A 22033-nucleotide genomic window follows, 5' to 3' on the forward strand; every position below is an offset into this window, starting at 1 on the left:
AAGTAAATGAGCGGAATCAACAAGATCGTACTGGCTTACTCGGGCGGACTGGATACCTCGGCCATCATTCCCTGGCTGAAGGAAAACTATGATGCGGAGATCATCGCCTTCGTCGCCGACGTCGGTCAGGAGCGTGACGATCTGGAAGGGATCGAGCAAAAAGCCATCGCCTCCGGCGCCACCAAGTGCATCGTCAAGGATCTGCGGGAAGAGTTCGTCAAAGAGTACGTCTACCCGACCCTGAAGACCGGCGCCGTCTATGAGGGCACCTACCTGCTGGGGACCTCCATGGCCCGTCCGGTGATCGCCAAGGCGATGGTCGAGGCCGCGCTGGCGGAAGGGGCCGATGCCATCTCCCACGGTTGCACCGGCAAGGGCAACGATCAGGTGCGTTTCGAAGGTGCAGTCGCCGCGCTGGCGCCCCAGCTGAAAGTGATCGCCCCCTGGCGTCTGTGGGACATGCGCTCCCGGGAAGATCTGCTGGCCTACCTGGAGACCCGCAACATCCCCTGCAAGGCGACCCTGAAGAAGATCTACAGCCGCGACGCCAACGCCTGGCACATCTCCACCGAGGGTGGCGAGCTGGAGAGCACCTGGAACGAACCGTCCGAAGCGGTCTGGCAGTGGACCGTGCCGGCCGAGCAGGCTCCGGATCAGCCGGAGTACGTCAAGCTGACCGTGGCCCAGGGTGAAGTGGTGGCCGTTGACGACCAGCCGCTCAGCCCGCACCAGATCCTGACCACCTTGAACGAGCGTGCCGGCAAGCACGGCGTGGGCCGCATCGACATCACCGAAAACCGGATGGTGGGCATGAAGTCCCGCGGCTGCTACGAGACCCCGGGCGGTACCGTGATGGTCGCCGCACTGCGCGCCGTGGAAGAGCTGGTACTGGATCGCCCGACCCGCGCCTGGCGGGAAAAGCTGGGTGCCGAGTTCTCCCATCTGGTCTATGACGGCCGTTGGTTCACTCCGTTGTGCAAGGCCATTGTCGCCTCTGCCAACGCCATTGCCGAAGATCTCGACGGTGAAGTGGTGCTGAAGATGTACAAGGGTCAGGTCACCGCGGTGCAGAAGAAGTCGCCGAACAGCCTCTACTCCGAAGACTTCGCCACCTTCGGCGCTGACGAAGTGTACGACCAGAGCCATGCCGAAGGCTTCATCCGTCTCTACACCCTGGCCAGCCGGATCCGCGCCATGAAGGAGCAGCACCAGGCCATCGGTGGGGATCATACCCACGGCTAAGCCGCTGGAGTTTAATCCGCTGGTACCAAAGAGGGGGCATTGCCCCCTCTTGTATCAATGGGGTGTGAGCAGAGCGGCAGCGCCCCGGCCGCTTCTGTGCGATAACAGGGGCTGTGTGAATATGATGCTGACGTATTTTCTCCCTTCTCCCCTTGTGGGAGAAGGGTCGGGGATGAGGGGGAATTACCCTCACCCTAGCCCTCTCCCAGAGGGAGAGGGGATCGGTTCGTAGTTGCTGGATGTGACGTGTTCAACGGCAACAGCGTCGCTCACCACCGCACTGTTATGCAGAAAAATACAGGGCAAGATTTTTGCGCGCAGGCCAAGGGGCCGCGCCAGTACGGCAGGCGCAAGGGCGCCGCCGACAACGCATTCAAGGAGAGCAGTATGGCACTTTGGGGTGGACGCTTCAGTCAGGGAGCCGATAGCCGGTTCAAGCAGTTCAACGATTCGCTGCGGTTCGATTACCGGCTGGCGGAGCAGGATATTCAGGGCTCCATGGCCTGGGCCAAAGCGCTGGTGAAGGTGGGCGTATTGACCGCCGATGAGCAGGGCAAACTGCAGCAGGCGATGGAGGTGCTGCTCGCCTCGGTGCAGCAGGATCCCCAGCAGATCCTGAGTTCGGACGCCGAAGATATCCACTCCTGGGTCGAGAGCCAGCTTATCGCCGCCGTCGGCGATCTCGGCAAGAAGCTGCACACCGGCCGTTCGCGCAACGATCAGGTCGCCACCGACCTGAAACTCTGGTGCAAGGCCCAGGGCGAGCTGCTGCTCGGTTCCATCACTGCCCTGCAACAGGGGCTGGTCGCCTCTGCCCGCGCCAATCAGGCCGCCGTGCTGCCGGGTTATACCCACCTGCAGCGGGCCCAACCGGTCACCTACGCCCACTGGGCGCTGGCTTATGTGGAGATGCTGGAGCGGGATTACTCCCGCCTGCAGGATGCCCTCAAGCGCCTCGACACCAGCCCGCTCGGCTGCGGCGCGCTGGCGGGCACCGCCTACGCCATCGACCGTGAAGCCTTGGCGCTCGACATGGGCTTTGCCGGTGCCACCCGCAACAGCCTGGATTCGGTCTCCGATCGGGATCACGTGGTGGAGCTGATGCACGTAGCGTCCCTCTCCATGACCCACCTGTCGCGCTTTGCCGAAGATCTCATCTTCTACAACACCGGCGAGGCGGGCTTTGTCGAGCTCTCCGATGCGGTCACTTCCGGCTCGTCGCTGATGCCGCAGAAGAAGAACCCGGATGCGCTGGAGCTGATCCGTGGCAAGACCGGCCGGGTGGTCGGCGCCCAGATGGGCATGCTGATGAGCCTGAAGGCGCTGCCGCTGGCCTACAACAAGGACATGCAGGAAGACAAAGAGGGGCTGTTCGATGCCCTCGACACCTGGCACGACTGCCTCGACATGGCGGCGCTGGTGCTGATCGATCTGAAGGTCAATGGCGAGCGCACCATGGCGGCGGCCCAGGGCGGCTACGCCAACGCCACCGAGCTGGCGGATTATCTGGTGGCCAAGGGCATTCCGTTCCGTGAGGCGCACCATATCGTCGGCGAGACCGTGGTCTACGCGATCGGCGTGAAGAAGCCGCTGGAGGAGCTGACCATCGGCGAGTTCCAGCGCTTCAGCCCGGTGATCGAGTTCGATGTCTACCCCAATCTGGAGCTGGAAGCGACCCTGGCCAAGCGGGTTGCCAAAGGCGGCGTTGCCCGCGAGCAGATCGAAGGCGCACTGGTCGCCGCCGAAGCCTGGCTGGCCAAGCGCGGCTGATTGCCAAGCCGAATGAAACGAAGAGGGCTCAGGCCCTCTTTTTTATGTTTATGCCATCGCCTGCCACTCCCGATTGCGCAAGAATGGGCTTCTGCATGGACGCCAATACCTCGCTCAAGGAGCCCTTATGTATCAACCACCCCATTTCACCGTTACCGATCCCGAGACCCTGCACCAGCTGATCCGGGCCTATCCGCTGGGGACCCTGATCACCTGTGGTGAAGGGGGGTTGGATGCCAACCATCTGCCATTCGAGCTGGATACTGGGGAAGGGGCCCATGGGGTTCTGCGTGCCCATGTTGCCCGCAACAACCCGCTCTGGCAGGAGATGAATGATGGAGACGAAGTGTTGGTGATCTTCAGGGCCGCCGACGGCTACATCTCCCCCAACGGGTATCCGGGCAAGCATGAACATCACCAGCAGGTGCCGACCTGGAACTACTGCGTGGTGCATGCTCACGGTCGCATCAAGATCCACGACGATGCCCGCTTTGTGCGCCGTCTGCTGGCAAATCTGACTCGCCACCATGAGGCCGGAGAGCCGATCCCATGGAAGATGGCGGATGCGCCGCGAGACTATCTCGAGGCCAAAGTGGCTGCTGTGGTGGGAATCGAAATCGAGATAACTGGACTGGTCGGCAAGTTCAAACTGAGTCAGAACAAGGAGGCGGCGGATCGCCTGGGAGCGGCCAATACCTTGCAGGAGCGCGGGCAGACCGCGCTGGCTGAGGCGATACTGAGTCCACCTTTCTCACTACCCTAGCGTGGCAGCATGGAATCTGGCCAGACAAAAACGGCAACCTTCAGGTTGCCATTTTTCATGGTTCCACTCCTGCTCACGCGCTGGCATTGAGCAGCTTGCCGACGCCTTCCCCCTTGCCATTGGGCAGGGTTTGCTTGAAGGCGTAGAGCAGCTGATCGAGGTTGAGGTCGCTGTTGCCAAGGGAGCTCTTGAGGGTGTCGAGCTCGCTCTGCAGTGCGTCGAGGCGGGTGCTCTGGGTGCCGTCGGCCAGCTGGGTGCGGGCGGCGTCGATGGCCTGGGGCAGCGACTGGCCCGAGTACTCCTGGCCCAGGGTCTGCATCAGCGCCCCCATGAAGTGGTTGATGGCGGGGCGGCTCTGCTCGCTGTTGGCATCCTTGACTCCCAGCCGCTGGAACAGGCTCTGCACCGTGGGGGCGAGCCGCTCTTCCTGCACGGGGGGCTCGGTCTTGGCCTGTGGCGTACCATCGCCGAGCAGCTTGCTGCCGAGCTTGAGGGCAAGGGAGGCGAGGGGAAGCAGGGTGCTGATGGCGATCATGATGTCACTCTCCGTACGACTGATGTCATGACGGAGCAGGGAATGGGCCAGCTTGGCGAAAATTCAGCCTGAAAATGGCAGGGGACTGATCCTGCTGTGAATTTAGTTTTTGCCTGGCAGGAGGCGGGTGAGCATGGGAGGGGGCGGCGGCAAACCCTTGCAGCCCGGGGGCTGGCCGGTTTGCCGCCCGGCTTGCCGGATCAGAGCTCCTTGAACGGGCGGCGCTTCTCCTCCTCGATGACGATGGCCTCCAGATTGGCGATGCGCTCCTGCAACTGGTTGATGAGCACGTCCTGTTTGCCGAGGCGGTCGGTGATGCGAATATCCCCCAGCTGGTAGCGGGCCCGCTTGCTGAGAAAGCCGAACAGTGCGCTGATGAAGACGATCAGCACGATACCGGTCCACATGGTCATGAGTGACTCCTTGCCGATGAACAAACGAGAAAACAGCCTGCTTGCCTTCTGTTGTCTCATACCCGATTGCCGGCTGCAATGGCCGGCAATCGGGCACTGCGACCCGCGTCAGATCGTCTGCCAGAGCGGACGGCCGAGCCAGAGCCCCCACAGGGTCAGGTGCAGCAGCACGATGAACCAGAACACCCGGCGGTAGCTCCCCTTCTGGGTCTTGTGGCGCAACCAGTGGCGGGCCACCAGGGCCCCTGGCCAGCCGCCGAACAGCTCCAGCAGGTGGAGCCGGGATTCGGGAATGCGCCAGCCGCCGCGAATGGCCTGGCGCTTGTCGTGAGCGTAGGCCAGCACCGTCAGCAGGCTCATGGTGGTGACGATGGCGAGCGGCCACCAGTTGGTGTCGGCCAGGCCGAGCCAGGCGGTCCACAGCAGGGGAAGCAGGGCGAGCCAGATCACAGGGCCAGCTCCCAGCCACGGGGGGCGTCCGGGCTCAGGCTGCGGATCACGCGCGCCGGGTTGCCCACCGCCACCGAGTCGGCCGGGATGTCGCGGGTGACCACGGCGCCGGCACCTATGATGGAGCGTGGCCCTATGGTGACGCCGGGGCAGATGATGGCGCCGCCGCCAATCCAGCAGTCATCGCCGATCCGCACCGGCTTGTTGTAGGCGGTCCAGTTGCGTCGCTCCAGATAGTCCATGGTGTGGGTGGCGGTGTAGATCTGCACGTTGGGGGCCAGCAGCACATGGCTGCCGATGTGCACCTCGCCCACGTCGAGAATGGTGATGTTGAAGTTGAAGAAGGTCTTCTCACCGATGTGGATGTTGCGGCCGAATTCGCAGGTGAAGGGTGTGCTGATCCAGCAGGAGTCGGGGCAGTGGCCGAACAGCTCGCCGCACAGGCGCTGGCGCAGGGCTTCGTCACCGGCCGGGGAGGCGTTGAGTTGTGCCAGCAGCGCCTGACCGCGGATCCGGTCGTTCGCTATCTCCTCGCTCTGGCTGTCCAGGGCGCCGCCCGCCAGTACCTTGTCCCAATCGCTTGCCATGCTACAGCTCCTCTCATGTGCCAAGAGGAGCCAGTATACGCGAGCACTCTGGCGGCGTCAGGCTGTCACTTGCTGCAAGCTCAGGCGCCGGGCCAGATCAGCGGCAGGATCAGCAGGGCCGAGACGAAGTAGGGCAGCAGCACCCGCAGCCCCAGCCGGCGACCGCCGATCCCCAGGGCCAGCAGCCCCTTCACCAGCGAGTTGACCAGCCCGGCCAGCAGGATGCCGCGGGCCGCCACCTCCAGCGCCAGCTCCTTGTGGGAGAGCTGGGAGAGCGACAAGGTGATGGCATCCACGTCGGTGATGCCGGAGACCAGCGACAGCAGGTAGACCCCGGAGTTGCCCACCTTGCTCTGCAGCAGGGTGGCCATGAAGCCGATCAGCGCCAGCAGCAGGCCGAACTTGATGGCGGTGGCCAGATCGAGCGGGTTGCTGGTCTGGGGCTGCACCGGGCCGTCGGTCAGCTCCTCGCGTTGGCGCCAGAACCAGAAGGCGAAGCCGTAGACGGTGGCCGCCAGCAGCAGCAGCGGCGCCGCGAGACGCATCGCCAGCTCGCTGTGAATGAGCAGCACCAGTACTAGCAGCCGCAGCCACATGGTGGCTCCCGCCAGCAGGATGCCGGTGGCCAGCAGCCGCTCCAGCCCGCCCTGCTCCTTGTTGAGGCGGGCAAACTGCAGGGTGAGGGCGGTGGAGGAGGCGAGCCCCGCCAGTATGCTGGTGAGCACCAGCCCGGCGCGGGTGCCGAGCAGGCGCACCGCGAAGTGGCCGCAGAACGAGATGCCGGCGATCACCACCACCATCAGCCAGATCTTGAAGGGGTTGAAGGCATCGAGCGGCCCCATCTCCTCGTTGGGCAGCACCGGCAGCAGCACCAGCGAGATGAGCAGAAAACGCAGGGTGGCGTGAAATTCGGTCTCGCTCAGAAACAGCATCCCCTGCTGGATCTTGCCCTTGAGCCCCATCAAGAGGGCCGCCAGCACGGCGCAGGCCACCGCCTCGCTCGGGCTCAGCAGCACCGACATCAGCCCCAGCAGATAGGTGAGCAGCATGGCCACCGAGCTGGTGAGGCCGAACTCCCCCTGCCAGCGCTGGGCCAGCCAGACCGAGAGGCCGCAACCCGTCACCACCGCCAGCAGACCGAGCAGCGGCAGCCAGGGGCCCAGGGTGGGCAGCAGCAGGGCACAGACCCCGCCGAGCAGGCCGATGAGGCCATAGGTGCGCATCCCGGCGATGCGTTGGTTGTCCCCCAGCTGGCGCACCTGCCAGCCCCGCTCCAGTCCGATGATGAGGCCGATGGCCAGCGACACCAGGGCGCCATTGACGGGTTCTGCATTGATCCACATAACGACTTCCTTTTCGTCATCTGCCTGCCTTGTTTCCATGATGGCACAGCCGGCACCGGGCCAGCGCGGCCTGGCTCACAGAGTGCGCGAATGGCGCCTGTGGCCTCCTGATATGAGCAAATGAGATAAGCAAAGCGTTATTTCTTGGTTCTCGGCATAACAAGCCCGCGGCATGCTGCATTCAACCCAACGAGATATGGAGTATCCCCATGAAACTGCGAATGACCGCCCTGACCCTGCTCTCCCTGCTGGCCCTCGGTCAGGCCAATGCCGCCGAGATCCGTTTACTCAACGTCTCCTACGATCCGACTCGCGAACTGTTCCAGGAGTACAACGGCGCCTTCGCCAAGGAGTGGAAGGCGAAGACCGGTGACGACGTGGTGGTCAGCCAGTCCCATGGCGGCTCCGGCAAGCAGGCGCGCGCCGTGGTGGACGGGCTGGAGGCGGACGTGGTGTCGCTGGCGCTGGCCTACGACGTCGATGCCGTGGCCAAGCAGGGGCTGATCGCTGCCGACTGGCAGAGCCGGCTGGCCAACAATGCGGCGCCCTATACCTCCACCATCGTGTTCCTGGTGAGAAAGGACAATCCCAAACAGATCAAGGACTGGGATGATCTGGTGCGCAAGGACGTGGCCATCGTCACCCCCAACCCCAAGACCTCCGGCGGGGCACGCTGGAACTATCTGGCTGCCTGGGGCTATGCCCTGAAGAAGAGCGGCAGCGAGGAGGGGGCCAAGCAGTTCGTCGGCGATCTCTACAAGAACGTGAAGGTGCTGGATTCCGGCGCCCGCGGTGCCACCACCAGCTTCATCGAGCGCGGCCTCGGCGACGTGCTGCTGGCCTGGGAGAACGAAGCCCTGCTGGTGCTGGGTCAGCCCGGCAATAGCGACAAGTTCGAACTGGTGGTGCCGTCGGTCTCCATCCTGGCCGAGCCGCCGGTGGCGGTGGTGGACAAGGTGGCCAAGAAGCACGGCACCGAGGCGGTGGCTAAGGCTTACCTCGACTACCTCTACTCCGACGAGGGGCAGCGCATCATCGCCAAATATCACTACCGCCCCAGCAACCCGGCGATCCTGAAGGAGACCGCGGCCCAGTTCCCGCAACTGGCGCTGTTCACCGTCAAGGATCTGGAAGGGGATTGGGACAAGGCGCAGAAGAAGCACTTCGCCCAGGGTGCCCTGTTTGACCAGATCTACCAGCCGGGTCGCTAAGCGGCCGGCCATCGCCCACTTAACTGGCCCCTGTGCCAGCTGATAGGAGCACCAAGATGAACAAGATCCTCCTGGTTCCCGGTCTGCACAACAGTGGGCCGGATCACTGGCAGAGCCGCTGGCACCAATACTTCCCCCACTGGCAGCGGATGGTGGGCCTGCCGTGGGATCGGCCTGACCTCACGGTCTGGAGCGCCAAGCTGGCGAGCAAGCTGCGCAGCCGGCGTGGCCGGGCCCATCTGGTGGCTCACTCCTTCGGCGCGCTGGCGGCCATCACGGCGGCGCGCCAGCAGCCCGACAAGGTGGCCTCGCTGTTCATCGTGGCGCCGGCGGATCCGGCCCGCTTCGGCTTGCCAGACGAGCTGCTGGCAGGGTCGCTCAAGGTGTCGGCCCAGCTGGTGGCCAGCCGCAACGATCCCTGGATGAGTTTTGAGCGGGCCGAGTACTGGAGTCGCCAGTGGCAGGTGCCGCTGTTCGATGCCGGTGAGGTGGGCCACATCAATGCCCAGTCCGGCCACGGTGAGTGGAACCAGGGGCTCAACCTGCTCGGCACCCTCTATCGGCGGGCCGAGATGGTGGTGGAGCCGACGCCGGCGGTGTGGGAGCGGCGGGCAGCCTTGAGTTTTCGCTGAGTGGCGAGCGTTGATCACAGAGGTTTGGAACAGAGAAGGAGGGCAGGCACCCGACACCACGACAGTTTGATTTGGATAGCTTGGTACATTGCACGACGCTCCATTTTTAGGTCTTTTATTTATATAAAAGACCTTTTTTTCATTTTATGGCTCTAAAAGCCTTGTCCGCCGCTGTTAGACAAAAAAGTGCTTAGCAAAGGCGTTATTGGTGTTTGTTGCCCCAAACAGGAATGCGCAGAATCGCTGTATCTAATGTTTTTCATAACAAACGGATGCGTTATGCGATTTGGTTCTTACTCCGTGCTGCCGGGCTTCGGCCCGACCCTCGGCTTCAGCCTGCTCTATCTGGGCGTGCTGGTGCTGCTGCCGCTCTCGGCGCTGGTGCTGTTCGCGGTGAACAATCTGACCCTGGCCGAGTTCTGGCAGGTGATAGGTTCGCCGCGGGTGCTCGCCTCCTTTCGTCTGAGCTTCGGGGCCGCCCTGGTGGCGGCGCTGCTCAACGCCCTGTTCGGCCTGATCCTGGCCTGGGTGCTGGTGCGCTACACCTTCCCCGGTCGTCGACTGGTGGATGCCCTGATCGACCTGCCGTTCGCCATGCCCACCGCCGTCTCCGGCATCGCCCTGTGCGCCATCTTCGCCCCGAATGGCTGGATCGGGCAGTGGGTCGCTCCGTTTGGCATCGAACTCGCCTACAACCCCATCGGGGTGGTGATCGCGCTCACCTTCATCGGGCTGCCGTTCGTGGTGCGCACCCTGCAGCCGGTGCTGCGGGAAGCCGAGACCGAGCAGGAGGAGGCCGCCGCCAGCCTGGGCGCCGATCGTTGGCAGACCTTCATCCGGGTGCTGTGGCCGACCCTGGTGCCGGCCCTGCTGACCGGCTTTGCCTTGGCCTTCGCGCGGGCGGTGGGGGAGTACGGCTCCGTCATCTTCATTGCCGGCAACCTGCCGATGGTGTCGGAGATCGCGCCGCTGATGATCATGAGCCACCTGGAGGAGTACGACTACGCCGGCGCCTCCGCCATCGCCGTGGTCATGCTGCTGATCTCTTTCATTTTGTTACTGCTTATCAACAAGTTGCAGGCCTGGAGCTGGGCCCGTATCGGAGGGAGCCGGATATGAATGCATCCAACGCAAGCCTGGCGCTGGCCACGGGCGAGGCGGCGCCGACCACTTCGGTGCGCCAGCCACCCGTCATCCGCGAGCCGGTCTGGGTCAAGTGGCTGCTGATCACGGTCGGTCTCGGCTGGTTTGCCGCCCTGCTGCTGCTGCCGCTGGCCACCGTCTTCATCCAGGCGCTGAGCCCTGGCTTGGCCTTCTTCTGGCACGCCATCAGCGAGCCGGACGCCCTCAGTGCCCTCGGCCTCACCGCCCTGGTGACCCTCTGCTCGGTGCCTCTCAACCTGCTGTTCGGGATCGCCGCGGCCTGGGCCATCGCCCGTTTCCGCTTCCCGGGCCGGCAGTTGCTCATCACCATCATCGATCTGCCGTTCTCCGTGTCGCCGGTGATCGCAGGGCTGATGTTCGTGCTGATGTTCGGCAGTCGCGGCTGGTTCGGCGAATGGCTGAGCGAGCACGACATCAAGGTGATCTTCGCCACCCCCGGCATCATCCTGGCCACCACCTTCATCACCGTGCCCTTCGTGGTGCGCGAGCTGCTGCCCCAGATGGAGGCGCGAGGCCCGGAAGAGGAAGAGGCGGCCATCATGCTGGGGGCGAGCGGCCTGCAGATGTTCTGGCGGGTCACCCTGCCCGGCATCCGCTGGAGCCTGATGTACGGCCTGCTGCTCTGTACCGCCCGGGCGGTGGGGGAGTTCGGCGCCGTCTCGGTGGTCTCCGGCCACATTCGCGGTCAGACCAACACCCTGCCGCTGCACATCGAGATCCTCTACAACGAGTACCAGACTGGCGCCGCCTTCGCGGTGGCCAGCCTGTTGGCCCTGTTCGGGATCTTCACCCTGCTGGGGGAAACCCTGCTGGCCCGGCTGCGTGCCCAGCCCACTCACTCTCACTGATCACCGAATTCAAGAGGCTGCCATGAGCATTCAGGTACAAGGACTCAACAAGCATTTCAACCAGTACGCGGCGCTGGCCGACATCAACCTCGACTTTCACGACGGTGAGCTGGTGGCGCTGCTCGGCCCCTCCGGCTGCGGCAAGACCACCTTGCTGCGGATCATCGCCGGGCTGGAGCAGGCCGACAGCGGCAGCGTGATCATCCGCGGTGAGGATGCCTCGGATCTGCACGTACGCGAGCGCAACGTCGGCTTTGTGTTCCAGCACTACGCCCTGTTTCGTCACATGACGGTGTTCGAGAACGTGGCGTTTGGCCTTAGGGTCAAGCCGCGCAGCGAGCGACCGGCCGAGGCGGCGATCCGCGCCCGGGTCAAGGAGCTGCTGGATCTGGTGCAGCTCAGCCACGTGGCCGCGCGCTACCCGACCCAGCTCTCCGGCGGTCAGCGCCAGCGGGTCGCGCTGGCCCGCGCGCTGGCGGTGCAGCCCAAGGTGCTGCTGCTGGACGAGCCCTTCGGCGCCCTCGACGCCCAGGTGCGCAAGGAGCTGCGCCGCTGGTTGCGTGAGCTGCACGACGAGCTGCACGTCACCAGCCTGTTCGTCACCCACGATCAGGAGGAGGCGCTGGAGGTGGCGGACCGGGTGGTGCTGATGAACGCCGGCAAGGTCGAGCAGATCGGCACCCCGGCCGAGGTCTACGACCAGCCCGCCAGCTCCTTCGTACACAGCTTCCTCGGCAGCGTGAACCTGTTTCGCGGCCGGGTGGCCGGGCAGGGGCTCGGCATCGGCGAGCAGCTGCTGGGCGGACCCATCAGCTCCCAGCTGGCGGAGGGCAGCGCGGCCGTCGCCTATGTGCGTCCCCACGAGCTGGAGATACTGCCGGCGGATGCGCCGGGCGGCATCAGTGCCACCATCACCCGCCTGCTGCCCATGGGGCCGCGCATCCGGGTGGAACTGCGTGGCAATGGGGATACAAACGGTGCACACTTCGAAGCCGAGCTGAGCAAGGAGGCGGCCCGCGCCTTCAGCCCGGGCCAGGGAGTGCGGCTGGTGGCCAAACAGGCCCAGCTCTACCCGGATTACCAGATTTGAGTGGCAGGCCCCTGGCGGGCCGCGCAGGCAAGCCGCGTGACCATGGCGGGGTCTGCCCGCCAGGGATACAACAGCGTCAGTATGGCGCTCAGAGTTCAGGCTCGGGCGGCCAGACAAGATAACAACAAGGCGGCGGGGAAGGCCCCGACCGGCCGGTCAGCGCAGGAGGCGATGACGTGAATTTTCAGCAGTTGCGAATTATCCGGGAGGCGGCACGGCGGGATTACAACCTGACCGAGGTGGCCAATGCCCTGTTTACCTCCCAGTCCGGGGTCAGCCGCCATATCCGCGAGCTGGAAGAGGAGCTGGGGATCGAGTTGTTCATCCGCTACGGCAAGCGGCTGCTCGGCATGACCGAGCCGGGCAAGGAGCTGCTGGTGATCGCCGAGCGCATCCTCAACGACGCCAACAACATCCGCAAGCTGGCCAGCACCTTCGCCAACCGCGAGTCGGGCCGGCTGCTGGTGGCGACCACCCATACCCAGGCCCGTTATGCCCTGCCGCGGGTGGTGAAGGCGTTTCGCGAGCAGTTCCCGCTGGTGCAGCTGGAGCTGCGCCAGGGCAGTCCGGAGGAGATAGTGCGGTTGGTGCAGACCGGCGAGGTGGACATCGGCATCAGCAGCGAGCAGCTCGACAAGAGCGAAGGGGTGGTGGCGTTTCCCTACTACCGCTGGCACCACAACATAGTGGTGCCGGAGCAGCATCCGCTCACCGCCGAGCGGGAGCTGACCCTGGCGGCGCTGGCGCACTGGCCCATCATCACCTATCAGGCCGGCCTGACCGGGCGGGCGCGGGTGGACGAGGCGTTTGCCGAGGCCGGCATCGCTCCGCAGATCCTGCTGACCGCGCAGGACTCCGACGTCATCAAGACCTATGTCGAGCTGGAGATGGGGGTGGGTATTCTCGCTGACATGGCGTTCGACACCCAGCGCGACAAGGGGCTGGTGCAGCTGGACGGCAGCCGGCTGTTCGCGCCCCACACCGCCTGGATCGGTCTCAAGCAGGGGCAGTTCCAGCACAACTTCGCTTGGCAGTTCATCCAGCTCTGCAACCCTGAGCTGGCGCTGGCGGACATTCAGGCCCGCGCCATGGGCAGCGAGGCGGCCATCGATTTCCAGATCTGAGGTGGTGCATCAGAGAAAACGGGGAGCCAGTGGCTCCCCGTTTTGTTGAGGGTGTCATGCTGTGCCTGCGGCTCAGTTCACCTGGATCCAGGCATCCTGCCAATTGGTGCCGACGCCGGGTTCATACTGGGTGGCACTGGCCGACCACTGGCTGCACCAGCCGCGATAGGGGAAGGGCTTGCACTGGTAGACCTTGCCGTTCTTGGGCTGCAGCACCTTGGTGCCGTCGGTGTAGGACTTGAGCCCGTCCGGGAAGGTGAACTGGTAGTCACCGCCGGCGGCCGGATCCTTGAGCATCAGATCCAGGGTCTGCTGCACCGCATCGCCACCGGCCTTGGGTTTGCCCTCGATCACCAGCTGGTGGTGACCGGCGCTGAGCCCGGTGAGCGGCATGGTGAAGCTGTGGGTGCTGTCCTTGATGTCGGCGCTGGTCTGCCCCTTGGCGGCGCCACCGTGATCATACAGGGTGTTGGTGACGGTCAGATCGCCCTCGGCGGCCACGGTAAAGTTGAGGGTAAGCTTGCCCTCGTCGAGCAGATAGTCGCTCTCCAGGCCGCTCACGCTGACGCCGTTGCTCACCGGCGGCTGCTGTTGCTCGAGCTGGATCTCGACTCGCTCCAGCGCGCTGCCCGCCTTGAAGTAGACCGGGTTCTGGCCGTAAACGGGGTTGAACTGGCCTTCGCCGCTCTGCTGGCCGGCGCGGATCTGGCTCTGCTCTGCATTGATCTTGCTCGCCAGGGCGTGGGTCCAGTTGTTCTTCTGGCCCTGCTCCGGGCTGGCGATGGTCAGCTCGGTCTGCAGATCGGGGCGCACGCCGTTGGCGTCGAACACCAGGGTTCTGGCCTTGTCGCCGACCGCCAGTTCGGTGGACGGATAGATGGTGCCGCCCTGGCTCCAGGCCAGCGGCGGCTGGGTGCCGCCCTTGAAGTTGGCATCGATCACGTTATAGAAGCTGTTGCTGGTGTCCCCCACTTCCCACACCCCCAGGATCACCTGATAGCCGGTGCGCTGGGGCAGATTGCACTGGTGGGTGACCTGCTTGGGCGGCTGGGTCATGTTGCCGTCCACCACACAGAAGGGGGTGAGCTCGAAGGCGGCGCGGGTCAGCGGCTGGTTCGGGTTCCAGTCCTGCTTGGTGAGGTAGTAGCGCCAGTTGCGGGTGACGTGGTTGGCGGTGAAGGTCCAGCTGATGGCGAAGGGGCCGGCCTGTACCTCGCGGCGGGTCCAGCGGTCGCTGGTCTGGGCGTTCAGCTCGCGCCAGCTGGCACTGCCGGCCGAGGCGATCTGGCCATCGGGCGGGCCGGCCTGCGGGAAGCCGGAGGGGCCTTCCACGCTCTGGGGCTCCCATTGCACCGCGCCGCACTGGCTGTTGCCGCCGGTCTTGCACAGGTAGTTGCGTGATTCCGGCTGGCTGATGTAGCCGTGGGCGAGCACGCTGCCACTGACCAGCAGGGCCAGCGTCGCAGCGACGTGATTGAGTTGGATTTTTGCTGCCATACATTCCTCTGTTCGACAGATGTGGGCAGTCAAGTTGGCAGGGGGAGTTCCCCGAAGCACGATGTGGCAACCCCGCTATCCTGGACGACATGTCTTTAGACCGGAGGCTTTGCGTCCTGGCCTTTCAACCAGTTTGCCAAATGACTACATAAAGGGTCATGGTGTCGCGTTTGGCGACAACCCATCATGGCTATTTTTGATTAAATAATTAAGTGTAAATCTTTACAGCTTGACCTCATCGGAGTAGAGCAAACACTTAACTGTTTGTTTTTAAATGGTGGTTAACTGAACGCCGCCGCATCAATGTCGTCGAACTGGTCGACAAGATGCAAAAAATCCACATTTTTCATCAATGAAGAACGCCCCCGTCAGCCGGGCTGACGGGGGCGTGCGCTGCGACAGGGCAGGACGGATCAGTGGCGAGCGCGGGGGCGTTCAGCCGGGCGCACCTGCTGATGCAGAGGGGCGAGCCGCTGCTCCAGCTGCTGGTCGATGGCGCTGCCGAGCTTGAATACCGCCAGCCGCTCGTCCAGGCTGCGCGAAAGCCCGGCCAGCAGCTCGCTCTCCTGGGCCAGCTGGGAGGCGGACTGGGACATCTCCAGCGCCGAGTCGTTGATACCGCTGACGTTGCGGTTCATATCCTCTGCCACCATGCTCTGCTGCTCCGCCGCGGTCGCTATCTGGGTCGCCATGTCGCTGACGTGCTGGATATGGTTGACGATGAGGGAGAGATCCTGGCCCGCCTTCTCCGACTGGCTGACGCTGCTCTCCGCCAGCTTGCGGCTGGCGTCCATGGCGCTGGCGGCGGTCACCGCCCGCTGTTGCAACTGGGCTATGGTGCTCTGGATCTCCTCGGTGGACTGGCGGGTGCGGCTGGCCAGCTGGCGTACCTCGTCGGCCACCACGGCAAACCCGCGGCCCTGCTCGCCGGCGCGGGCCGCCTCGATGGCGGCGTTGAGGGCCAGCAGGTTGGTCTGTTCCGAGATGGCGCTGATGACCGCCGTCACCTCGCTTATCTGCATCACCCCCTCCTTGAGCTGGTTGACTTGCAGGGTAGCCTGTTCCACCTCGGTGGCCAGTGCCTGGATGCCGTGCACGCTGGCGTGCACATCACGGTTGCCGAGGCCGGCTTCGCTGGTGGCGTCCTGGGTGTCGCGGGCGGTGTTCTCGGCGTGGCCCGCCACGTCGGAGATGGTGGCGCTCATCTCGTTCATGGCGGTGGCGAGCTGGGCCAGCTGATCCCGCTGGCTGTTGACCGCCTGGTTGGTCTGCTCGGCGGAGGCGGCGATGCGCAGGGCGGCATCCGCCACGTTGCGGGCCCCCTGGCTTGCCTCCAGCAGGGCGCGGCGAATGGCGTCGAGCCCCTGATTGGTGCAGCTGGCGACGGCCCCCAGCTCATCCTCGCCGTGCACCGGGATGCTCACCACCAGATCGCCGGCGGCCACCTGTTGCATGGCCCGGTTGATCTCGGCCAGCGGGTTGACGATGGAGCGGCTGATGGCAAAGCCCAGCAGCCCCATCAGCAGGGTCACCAGCAAGGTCGCGCCCCCCATCAGCTGATACTGGGACCAGATGGTGGCCTGGATGTCCTGCAGCAACACACCGGAGCCGAGGATCCAGCCCCAGGGCTGATAACCGGCCACCAGCGACATCTTCTGGGCCGCTTCGCCGGAGGGGGAGATCCACTTGTATTCCAGCCGGCCGCTGTGGCCCCCCTTGCCGAGAGCCACCATCTGCTGCCAGTGGACGCCGGCGGTGGCGGTGCCGCTCTCGCCCATCTGCTGGCCGACCAGCTCGGGCCTGACGGGGTGCACCACCATCCGGCGGTTCTCGTCCAGCACGAACAGGTAGTTGTCGCCGTCAAAACGCATGCTGTTGAGCATGGCCTTGGCTTCGGCCTGGGCCTGGGGGGCGGGCAGGGTGGCCGCCAGCGTCTGGATCCGGCTCATGGCGAGATCCAGCACGGCCTGCAGCCTGGCTTCCCGTTCACTCATCAGGTTGCGATGCAGGGCACTGGCCGAGATGAGCAGCAGTGCGATGAAACCGATCAGCGCCAGTGAGAGCAACAGCATCAATTTGCGGCTCACGGCAATATCACCGAGCTTGAACATAGTCTCTTCCTTAACTTTCCCGTGCGGGTCTGGTGGTGGCCAGTCCGTTGGCTGGCCCGGATTATTTTGTTATTAACATTTAATTAACTTTCAATGGCTTGGGCCCATAAAATGCCAATTGAGCAATTTGACAATCAGTATAGCCAGCAGACAGAAACCCTCGCTTTTGGTAGCGTGGTTGCGCGCATCCCGGCGCACTATTTGTCTGCTCAATTTGCAGAAAATGTGAATGTGTTGGCATTTCACCAAAAAGGAGTGGGCGCCCTCGCGGCCGCCCCATAACAAGAGGGAAGTTATGAGTTCCATTGCCAGGAATTATCTCAACCAGCTCAACGCCGACTACCTGCAGGTACACAGGCGCAAGGAGGATCTGTTCTGGTCCACCTACATGGGCACCAGCGACGATCAGGCCGGCTTCACCGCCGCCGAGCAGGCTTACAAGGCGTTCTGCGCCGATCCGGCGCGCCTGCCGGTGTTGCGGCAGATGCAGGCCCAGGCCGAGGAGACCGAGCTCAAGCGCGGTCTGGGGGGCTGGATCGCCTTCTTCGAGTGCAACGTCATCGAGGATCCTCAGGCCTCCGCCCTGATGGACGAGCTGGTGGCCGCCGAGGCTGCGCTGTTTGCCCGCCGCCGGGAGCTGAAGCTGACCTTGCTGGACGAGCAGGGCCGGCAGGTGGCCGGCAGCCTGCCCGCCGCCAGCACGGCGCTGGCCGCCAGTAGCGACGAGGCGGTGCGCCACAGCGCGCTCGCCATGTTCCACACCCTGGAGCAGTGGGTGGTCGACAACGGCTATCTGGCCATCGTCGCGCTGCGCAACCGCTTCGCCCGTGCCATGGGTTATCGCGACTACTTCGACTACAAGGTGCACAAGAACGAGCAGATGAGCCCGGCGCAGCTGTTCGCCATTCTCGACGACTTCATCGCCGGCACCGAGCAGCGGCTGCACCAGAGCCTGGCCGAGCTGAAAGCGGCCAAGGGGGAGGCGGCCCTGCTGCCCCACAACCTGCGCTACAGCGTGAGTGGCGACGTGACCCGCCAGCTCGACCCTTACGTGCCCTTCTCGCGGGCGCTGCAGGACTGGGTCGAGAGCTTTCGCCGGCTCGGCATCCAGTACCGCGGCGCCACCCTCACCCTGGATCTGCTGACCCGGGAGGGGAAATACGAGAACGGCTTCTGCCACGGCCCGGTGCCGAGCTTCTGGCAGGAGGGGGAGTGGGTGCCGGCGGTGGTCAACTTCACCAGCCTGGCCAACCCGGCCCAGGTGGGCAGCGGCTGGAGCGGACTCAACACCCTGTTCCACGAGGGCGGCCACGCGGCGCACTTTGCCAATGTCACCGGCAACGCCCCCTGCTTCTCCCAGGAGTTCCCGCCCACCTCCATGGCCTATGCCGAGACCCAGTCGATGTTCTGCGACAGCCTGCTGGACGACGCTGACTGGCTCAAGCGCTACGCCAGAAACGCGGCGGGGGAGCCGATCCCCGATGCGCTGATCAAGGCGATGATCGAGGCGCGCCAGCCGTTTCGCGCCTTCAACGAGCGCCAGATCGCGCTGGTAGCCTATTTCGAGCGGGATCTCTACGCCATGGACGAGGCCGAACGCACCCCGGCCGCCGTGTTGGCACTGGCCCGCCGCTGGGAGCGCCAGATCCTGGGGGTGGAGAGCCCGCGTCCGCTGCTGGCGATCCCGCACCTGCTCAACCAGGAGTCGGCCTGTGCCTATCACGGCTATCTGCTGGCGCTGATGGCGGTGGAGCAGACCCGCGTCTACTTCCTCAAACGCGACGGTTACCTCACCGACAACCCGCGCATCGGGCCGGATCTGGCTGCCCACTACTGGGGGCCGGGCAACGGCATGACCCATGACGAGACGCTGCAGAGCCTGACCGGCAAGGGCTTCAGCGCCGGCCCGCTGGCCCGGGCCTGCAACCAGAGCGTGGCCGAGGCGTGGCAGCAGGCAGAGGCCTGCATGGCGGCGGCCCGCCAGCGTCCGCCGGTCGGCGAGGGTGAGCCGCTCAATGCCCGCATCCGGGTGGTTCACGGCGACCAGCTTATCGCCGACAATAGCGGCTCCGAAGCGGCCATGCTGGCCGACTTCGAGCGCTGGATCCGCGACCACTACCAGGAGCCGGTGACCAGCCACTGAGGCGCAAGCCGGTGAACATGCGTTATGTCAGACCCCTGCCGCGGCAGGGGTCTGTTTTCATGGGAAGGAGTCGAGGGTGGGAACAACAGCGCGGTGGCGGTGGCTTCTGGTCACGCTGCTGCTGACGGGAGGGCTGGCGAAGCCGGCCCGGGCACTGCAGGCGCTGACCGAGCAGATGCCCCCTTACAACTATCAGCTGGCCGGTCAGCCGGTGAGCGGTTTCTCGGTGGATCTGCTGCATACCCTGCTGGCGCGCAGCGGCCTGACGCTGCGCGGTGACATCCAGCTGCAGCCCTGGGCACGGGCCTATCAGAATGCCCGCTATCAGGCGGGCAGCATCCTCTTCTCGGTGGCGCGCACCCCGGAGCGGGAACAGCAGTTCCAGTGGGTGGGGCCGGTCGGGCCGCGCACCATCAGGGTGTGGCGGCTGAGCTCGCGCACCGACATCCAGCCCCGCAGCCTGCAGGAGGCGAGCCACTACCGGATCGCCGTGGTGCGCAATTCGGCCTCGGCCCAGCAGCTGATCCGCCAGGGGCTGGCGCCGGTCAGCGTCAACAGCGAGGAGGACAAGTTTCGCATGCTGCTGCGCGGCCGGGTGGATCTGGTGACGGCGCTGGATCTGGGGGCCGCCTTTCACATGCACCAGCTGGGCCACGGCTTGGCGGCGCTTACCCCGCTGTTCGTCTATGACGACGGCGAGCAGTACTACTTCGCCCTCAACCTGGCGACGGAGCCGACCAAGGTGCAGGCTCTGCAGCGGGCCCTCGACCAGATGCGCCAGGATGGCTCGCTGGAGGCGCTGCGCCGGCGCTGGCTCAACCTCCATGCATTGCCGCCCGCCCCGGCCAGCGGGGCGACCCCCTCCTGATGGCGGCCCCGGCTCAGCCCTGGATCTTCAGCACGCTGACCGGCTTGTCCTTGAGCGCCACCAGCAGCTGGCGGCCCGGCAGCTTGTGGCCGTCGATCATGATGGAGCTGTGGCCGAAGTTGGCCACCAGCCGGCTGCCGTCGGAGAAGCGGGTCTCCTGCACCCGGCCCACCCCGTCACGCCAGCGAAAGCCCACCAGTGCCTTGTCCCACAGCGCCTCGTGCAGCGGGCCGAACTGGCTGTCGAGCCTCACCAGCTCCGGCAGCCGGCTCGCCAGCGTGCTGCGACTCAGGTTGACCAGCGGCGGCGTGTTGTAGAGCAGGCCGAGCAGGGCGCGCTCCTCCTTGATGCCCGGGAATTTCAGGTTGTCCAGCAGCCAGTGGTGGCTGTTGAGCACGGAGTCGTGGAACACCGCCTGATAGAGGGGCAGCCGATCTGCCGGGTTGAACACCGTCTTCAAATAGCGCGGCTTGAGGCGGGCGGGCTGGAAGAAGACCTGCGGTGCCTCGTCCGGCCACCACTTGCCGAGGTAGTAGGGGGACTTGGCCTGCTTGCGCATGGCGGCATCGGTCCAGCCAAAGCCCCAGCTCTGGATGCCGTGGGCAAACAGCAGCGGCTTGCTGGTGAGGGCGTTGCCATCCTCCGAGCCCAGCACCAGCCCGAGCCGCTCACCCACCCAGCTCATGCGGGCGTTGCGGTCGGCGATCATCGCCTGGCTGCCCTGTTGGTGGGCCGGGTTGTAATCGTTGGAGGCCATGGCGGTGCCGTCCACATCGAGGAACAGGCTGTTGATGCCGCTGGCCTTGGCCAGCTCGCTCATGCGGCTCTTGGCAAACGGCAGGGTGCAGCCCGGATTGAGATAGACCCCCTCGCCACCAAAGCCCGGCTTGGGCTTGCCGTTGGCCTCGACGATGGCACAGCGCTTGCCGATCTCCGGTGGCAGCTGGGCGGTGAGCCAGCTGTCGTTGGTGCCGGGCGCGATGGCGGTATCGTAGGAGTCATAGCTGCCCACCAGATAACCCTGGCGCTGGGCGGCGGTGAGGGCATAGCCCTGCTGCAGGGCTGCCGTCCACTGCGGGGTGCCGAGCCACAGCTTGCGCAGTCCCGCCTGCTGCAGCGCCTCGATCACCGGCAGCGACAGCCCCTGGCCCCAGCGCTCCTGCGCCACCAGTTGCTCGCCGAACTGGCTCTTGACCCACTGCTGGCGCAGGGCCAGCACCTTGCTCTGGGCCTGTGGGCCCTGCTGGGCAGGCAGCGGCAGCTGGTCGGCAATCAGCCGGTTGAGACCCGCCATGATCAGCGCCTGCTGCCAGGGTTCTGGCGCCTTGGCGGCCAGCGCCTCCCGCTCCTCGCTGTTGAAGCCTTGCAACCACTCCGGCTTTTGCCGGAGCTTGGCCTGCAGCGCGGGCCACGCCGTCACATCCTGCCGATCGAGCAGGGCATCGCCCCACAGGTAGACATGGCTGGCGCCGATCAGCCGCCGCCCGGCGGGAATGCGGGCGACCTTGTCGGCCAGAGACTGCCAGGCCCCCTCGCTCTGCAGCCACGTCCGGTAGCGGCGGGCGCCAGCCAGCCAGTCATCCCCCACGCTCAGCCGCACCACCATGGGCGCCTGCTGGTTGAAGCTGCTGAATTCATGGCTGGCGCTCAGTTGCAGCCGGCCTCCCTGGCGGCTGAAGCGAAGCCGGTTGTCGTAGGGGGTCTGCAGGATCCAGCTGTAGGTCTGCTTGCCGGCATCCTGGCTCCAGAGTGGCAGCTTGAGGTCGTAGTGGGTGTTGAGCTCGGCCAGCTCGTCGCCGACATAGCCGAGCCAGTCGCTGTCGCGCACCGAGAAGCGGCTGCCCTCGCCGAAGGCCAGGGAGAGGTGGGTCTGGTTTTTCGGCAGGCTGAACCAGGCCAGCTGACGGGGACTGTCGCTGACCAGCGTCAGCAAGAGGTCGTCACCATCCAGCTTGACCTCCACCCTGGCGTCTTGGGCGGGCCAGTGCCAGCTGGCCTGCTGCTCCCCTTGTTGCAACTGATCGACCTGGCGGGCGGGCTGGCCCGCGCTGACCGGGATCTGGTTGACCGAGATGGCCAGAGTATCGGGATCGATGCGGTAACGCTGGGTCTCGCCCTGCAGTGTCAGGGGGGCGGCGGCCAGCGGCGCCGCCAGCAGTGAAATCAACAGCCAGCCCAGTGCTGGCGCCCGTATCGGCAAACCGTTCATGCAACATCCTTGACCTGATTGATGCCATCAGGG

Annotated in this window: 19 protein-coding genes and 1 riboswitch; of the genes, 11 read left to right on the forward strand and 8 right to left on the reverse strand. The window is 65.1% G+C overall.

The features are described 5' to 3' along the window. The first annotated feature begins 6 nt into the window (after positions 1-6). The 3 genes from C2U40_RS01075 to C2U40_RS01085 all read left to right on the forward strand — a co-directional run bounded on the left by C2U40_RS01075 (position 7) and on the right by C2U40_RS01085 (position 3775). Positions 7-1242, forward strand: coding sequence for an argininosuccinate synthase (locus C2U40_RS01075; RefSeq protein ID WP_011704563.1), 1236 nt, complete (start codon positions 7-9; stop codon positions 1240-1242). Between the two features lie 387 nt (positions 1243-1629). After that, positions 1630-3012: an argininosuccinate lyase gene (gene argH / locus C2U40_RS01080; RefSeq protein ID WP_103827367.1), complete on the forward strand. Its 1383-nt coding sequence runs from the start codon at positions 1630-1632 to the stop codon at positions 3010-3012. A gap of 127 nt (positions 3013-3139) precedes the next feature. Continuing rightward, positions 3140-3775 carry an FMN-binding negative transcriptional regulator gene (locus tag C2U40_RS01085; protein WP_103827368.1) on the forward strand — a complete coding sequence of 212 codons (636 nt, stop codon included), beginning with the start codon at positions 3140-3142 and terminating at the stop codon, positions 3773-3775. A 73-nt stretch (positions 3776-3848) separates the two neighbouring features. Here the strand turns inward: C2U40_RS01085 and C2U40_RS01090 are convergent, their stop codons facing one another. From C2U40_RS01090 to C2U40_RS01110, 5 genes are all read right to left on the reverse strand, one after another. Continuing rightward, on the reverse strand, positions 3849-4310 hold the full coding sequence (locus C2U40_RS01090) for a hypothetical protein (protein WP_103827369.1): 462 nt from the start codon (positions 4308-4310) through the stop codon (positions 3849-3851). Positions 4311-4510: 200 nt separating this feature from the next. Then, positions 4511-4723: a hypothetical protein gene (locus tag C2U40_RS01095; protein ID WP_016349365.1), complete on the reverse strand. Its 213-nt coding sequence runs from the start codon at positions 4721-4723 to the stop codon at positions 4511-4513. A 108-nt stretch (positions 4724-4831) separates the two neighbouring features. After that, positions 4832-5173, reverse strand: a complete 342-nt coding sequence (locus C2U40_RS01100; protein WP_039215378.1) for a DUF1294 domain-containing protein — start codon at positions 5171-5173, stop codon at positions 4832-4834. After that, the gene (locus C2U40_RS01105) at positions 5170-5760 is read right to left on the reverse strand and encodes a sugar O-acetyltransferase (protein WP_016349367.1); all 591 of its coding nucleotides are present in this window, start codon (positions 5758-5760) and stop codon (positions 5170-5172) included. The genes C2U40_RS01100 and C2U40_RS01105 overlap by 4 nt, the downstream gene beginning before the upstream one ends. Before the next feature lie 80 nt (positions 5761-5840). After that, positions 5841-7103 (reverse strand): MgtC/SapB family protein, encoded by a 1263-nt coding sequence (locus tag C2U40_RS01110; protein WP_016349368.1) that lies wholly within the window; start codon positions 7101-7103, stop codon positions 5841-5843. A gap of 209 nt (positions 7104-7312) precedes the next feature. Here C2U40_RS01110 and C2U40_RS01115 point away from each other — a divergent pair, with 209 nt between their 5' ends. The 6 genes from C2U40_RS01115 (at position 7313) to cbl (ending at position 13172) form a co-directional block, all read left to right on the forward strand. After that, a complete protein-coding gene (locus tag C2U40_RS01115) occupies positions 7313-8314 on the forward strand; it encodes a sulfate ABC transporter substrate-binding protein (RefSeq protein ID WP_029304545.1) in 1002 nt (333 codons plus the stop codon). A 56-nt stretch (positions 8315-8370) separates the two neighbouring features. After that, positions 8371-8946 carry an RBBP9/YdeN family alpha/beta hydrolase gene (locus C2U40_RS01120; RefSeq protein WP_011704572.1) on the forward strand — a complete coding sequence of 192 codons (576 nt, stop codon included), beginning with the start codon at positions 8371-8373 and terminating at the stop codon, positions 8944-8946. A 279-nt stretch (positions 8947-9225) separates the two neighbouring features. Further along, complete coding sequence (cysT, locus tag C2U40_RS01125) at positions 9226-10065, forward strand: sulfate ABC transporter permease subunit CysT (protein WP_005308571.1); 840 nt, start codon at positions 9226-9228, stop codon at positions 10063-10065. After that, positions 10062-10958 carry a sulfate ABC transporter permease subunit CysW gene (cysW, locus tag C2U40_RS01130; RefSeq protein WP_024944616.1) on the forward strand — a complete coding sequence of 299 codons (897 nt, stop codon included), beginning with the start codon at positions 10062-10064 and terminating at the stop codon, positions 10956-10958. The genes cysT and cysW overlap by 4 nt, the downstream gene beginning before the upstream one ends. Positions 10959-10980: 22 nt before the next feature. Beyond that, positions 10981-12048: a sulfate/molybdate ABC transporter ATP-binding protein gene (locus tag C2U40_RS01135; protein WP_011704575.1), complete on the forward strand. Its 1068-nt coding sequence runs from the start codon at positions 10981-10983 to the stop codon at positions 12046-12048. A 176-nt stretch (positions 12049-12224) separates the two neighbouring features. Further along, positions 12225-13172 (forward strand): HTH-type transcriptional regulator Cbl, encoded by a 948-nt coding sequence (gene cbl, locus C2U40_RS01140; RefSeq protein ID WP_011704576.1) that lies wholly within the window; start codon positions 12225-12227, stop codon positions 13170-13172. A 72-nt stretch (positions 13173-13244) separates the two neighbouring features. On the opposite strand, the gene gbpA is transcribed toward cbl, so the two are convergent. Both gbpA and C2U40_RS01150 read right to left on the reverse strand, forming a co-directional pair. Beyond that, positions 13245-14669: an N-acetylglucosamine-binding protein GbpA gene (gbpA, locus tag C2U40_RS01145; protein ID WP_044799107.1), complete on the reverse strand. Its 1425-nt coding sequence runs from the start codon at positions 14667-14669 to the stop codon at positions 13245-13247. A gap of 62 nt (positions 14670-14731) precedes the next feature. Next, positions 14732-14817: riboswitch (cyclic di-GMP riboswitch) on the reverse strand. 265 nt (positions 14818-15082) lie between these two features. Further along, the gene (locus C2U40_RS01150) at positions 15083-16780 is read right to left on the reverse strand and encodes a methyl-accepting chemotaxis protein (protein ID WP_103827370.1); all 1698 of its coding nucleotides are present in this window, start codon (positions 16778-16780) and stop codon (positions 15083-15085) included. A 295-nt stretch (positions 16781-17075) separates the two neighbouring features. Between C2U40_RS01150 and C2U40_RS01155 the strand changes: the two genes are divergently transcribed. Next, positions 17076-18923: a M3 family metallopeptidase gene (locus C2U40_RS01155; RefSeq protein ID WP_103827371.1), complete on the forward strand. Its 1848-nt coding sequence runs from the start codon at positions 17076-17078 to the stop codon at positions 18921-18923. A gap of 76 nt (positions 18924-18999) precedes the next feature. After that, complete coding sequence (locus C2U40_RS01160) at positions 19000-19791, forward strand: substrate-binding periplasmic protein (RefSeq protein ID WP_103827372.1); 792 nt, start codon at positions 19000-19002, stop codon at positions 19789-19791. Positions 19792-19804: 13 nt separating this feature from the next. On the opposite strand, the gene C2U40_RS01165 is transcribed toward C2U40_RS01160, so the two are convergent. After that, complete coding sequence (locus C2U40_RS01165) at positions 19805-22000, reverse strand: glycoside hydrolase (protein WP_103827373.1); 2196 nt, start codon at positions 21998-22000, stop codon at positions 19805-19807. Positions 22001-22033 lie beyond the last annotated feature (33 nt).

The organism is Aeromonas sp. ASNIH4 (assembly GCF_002934425.1).
Taxonomy (GTDB): domain Bacteria; phylum Pseudomonadota; class Gammaproteobacteria; order Enterobacterales; family Aeromonadaceae; genus Aeromonas; species Aeromonas hydrophila.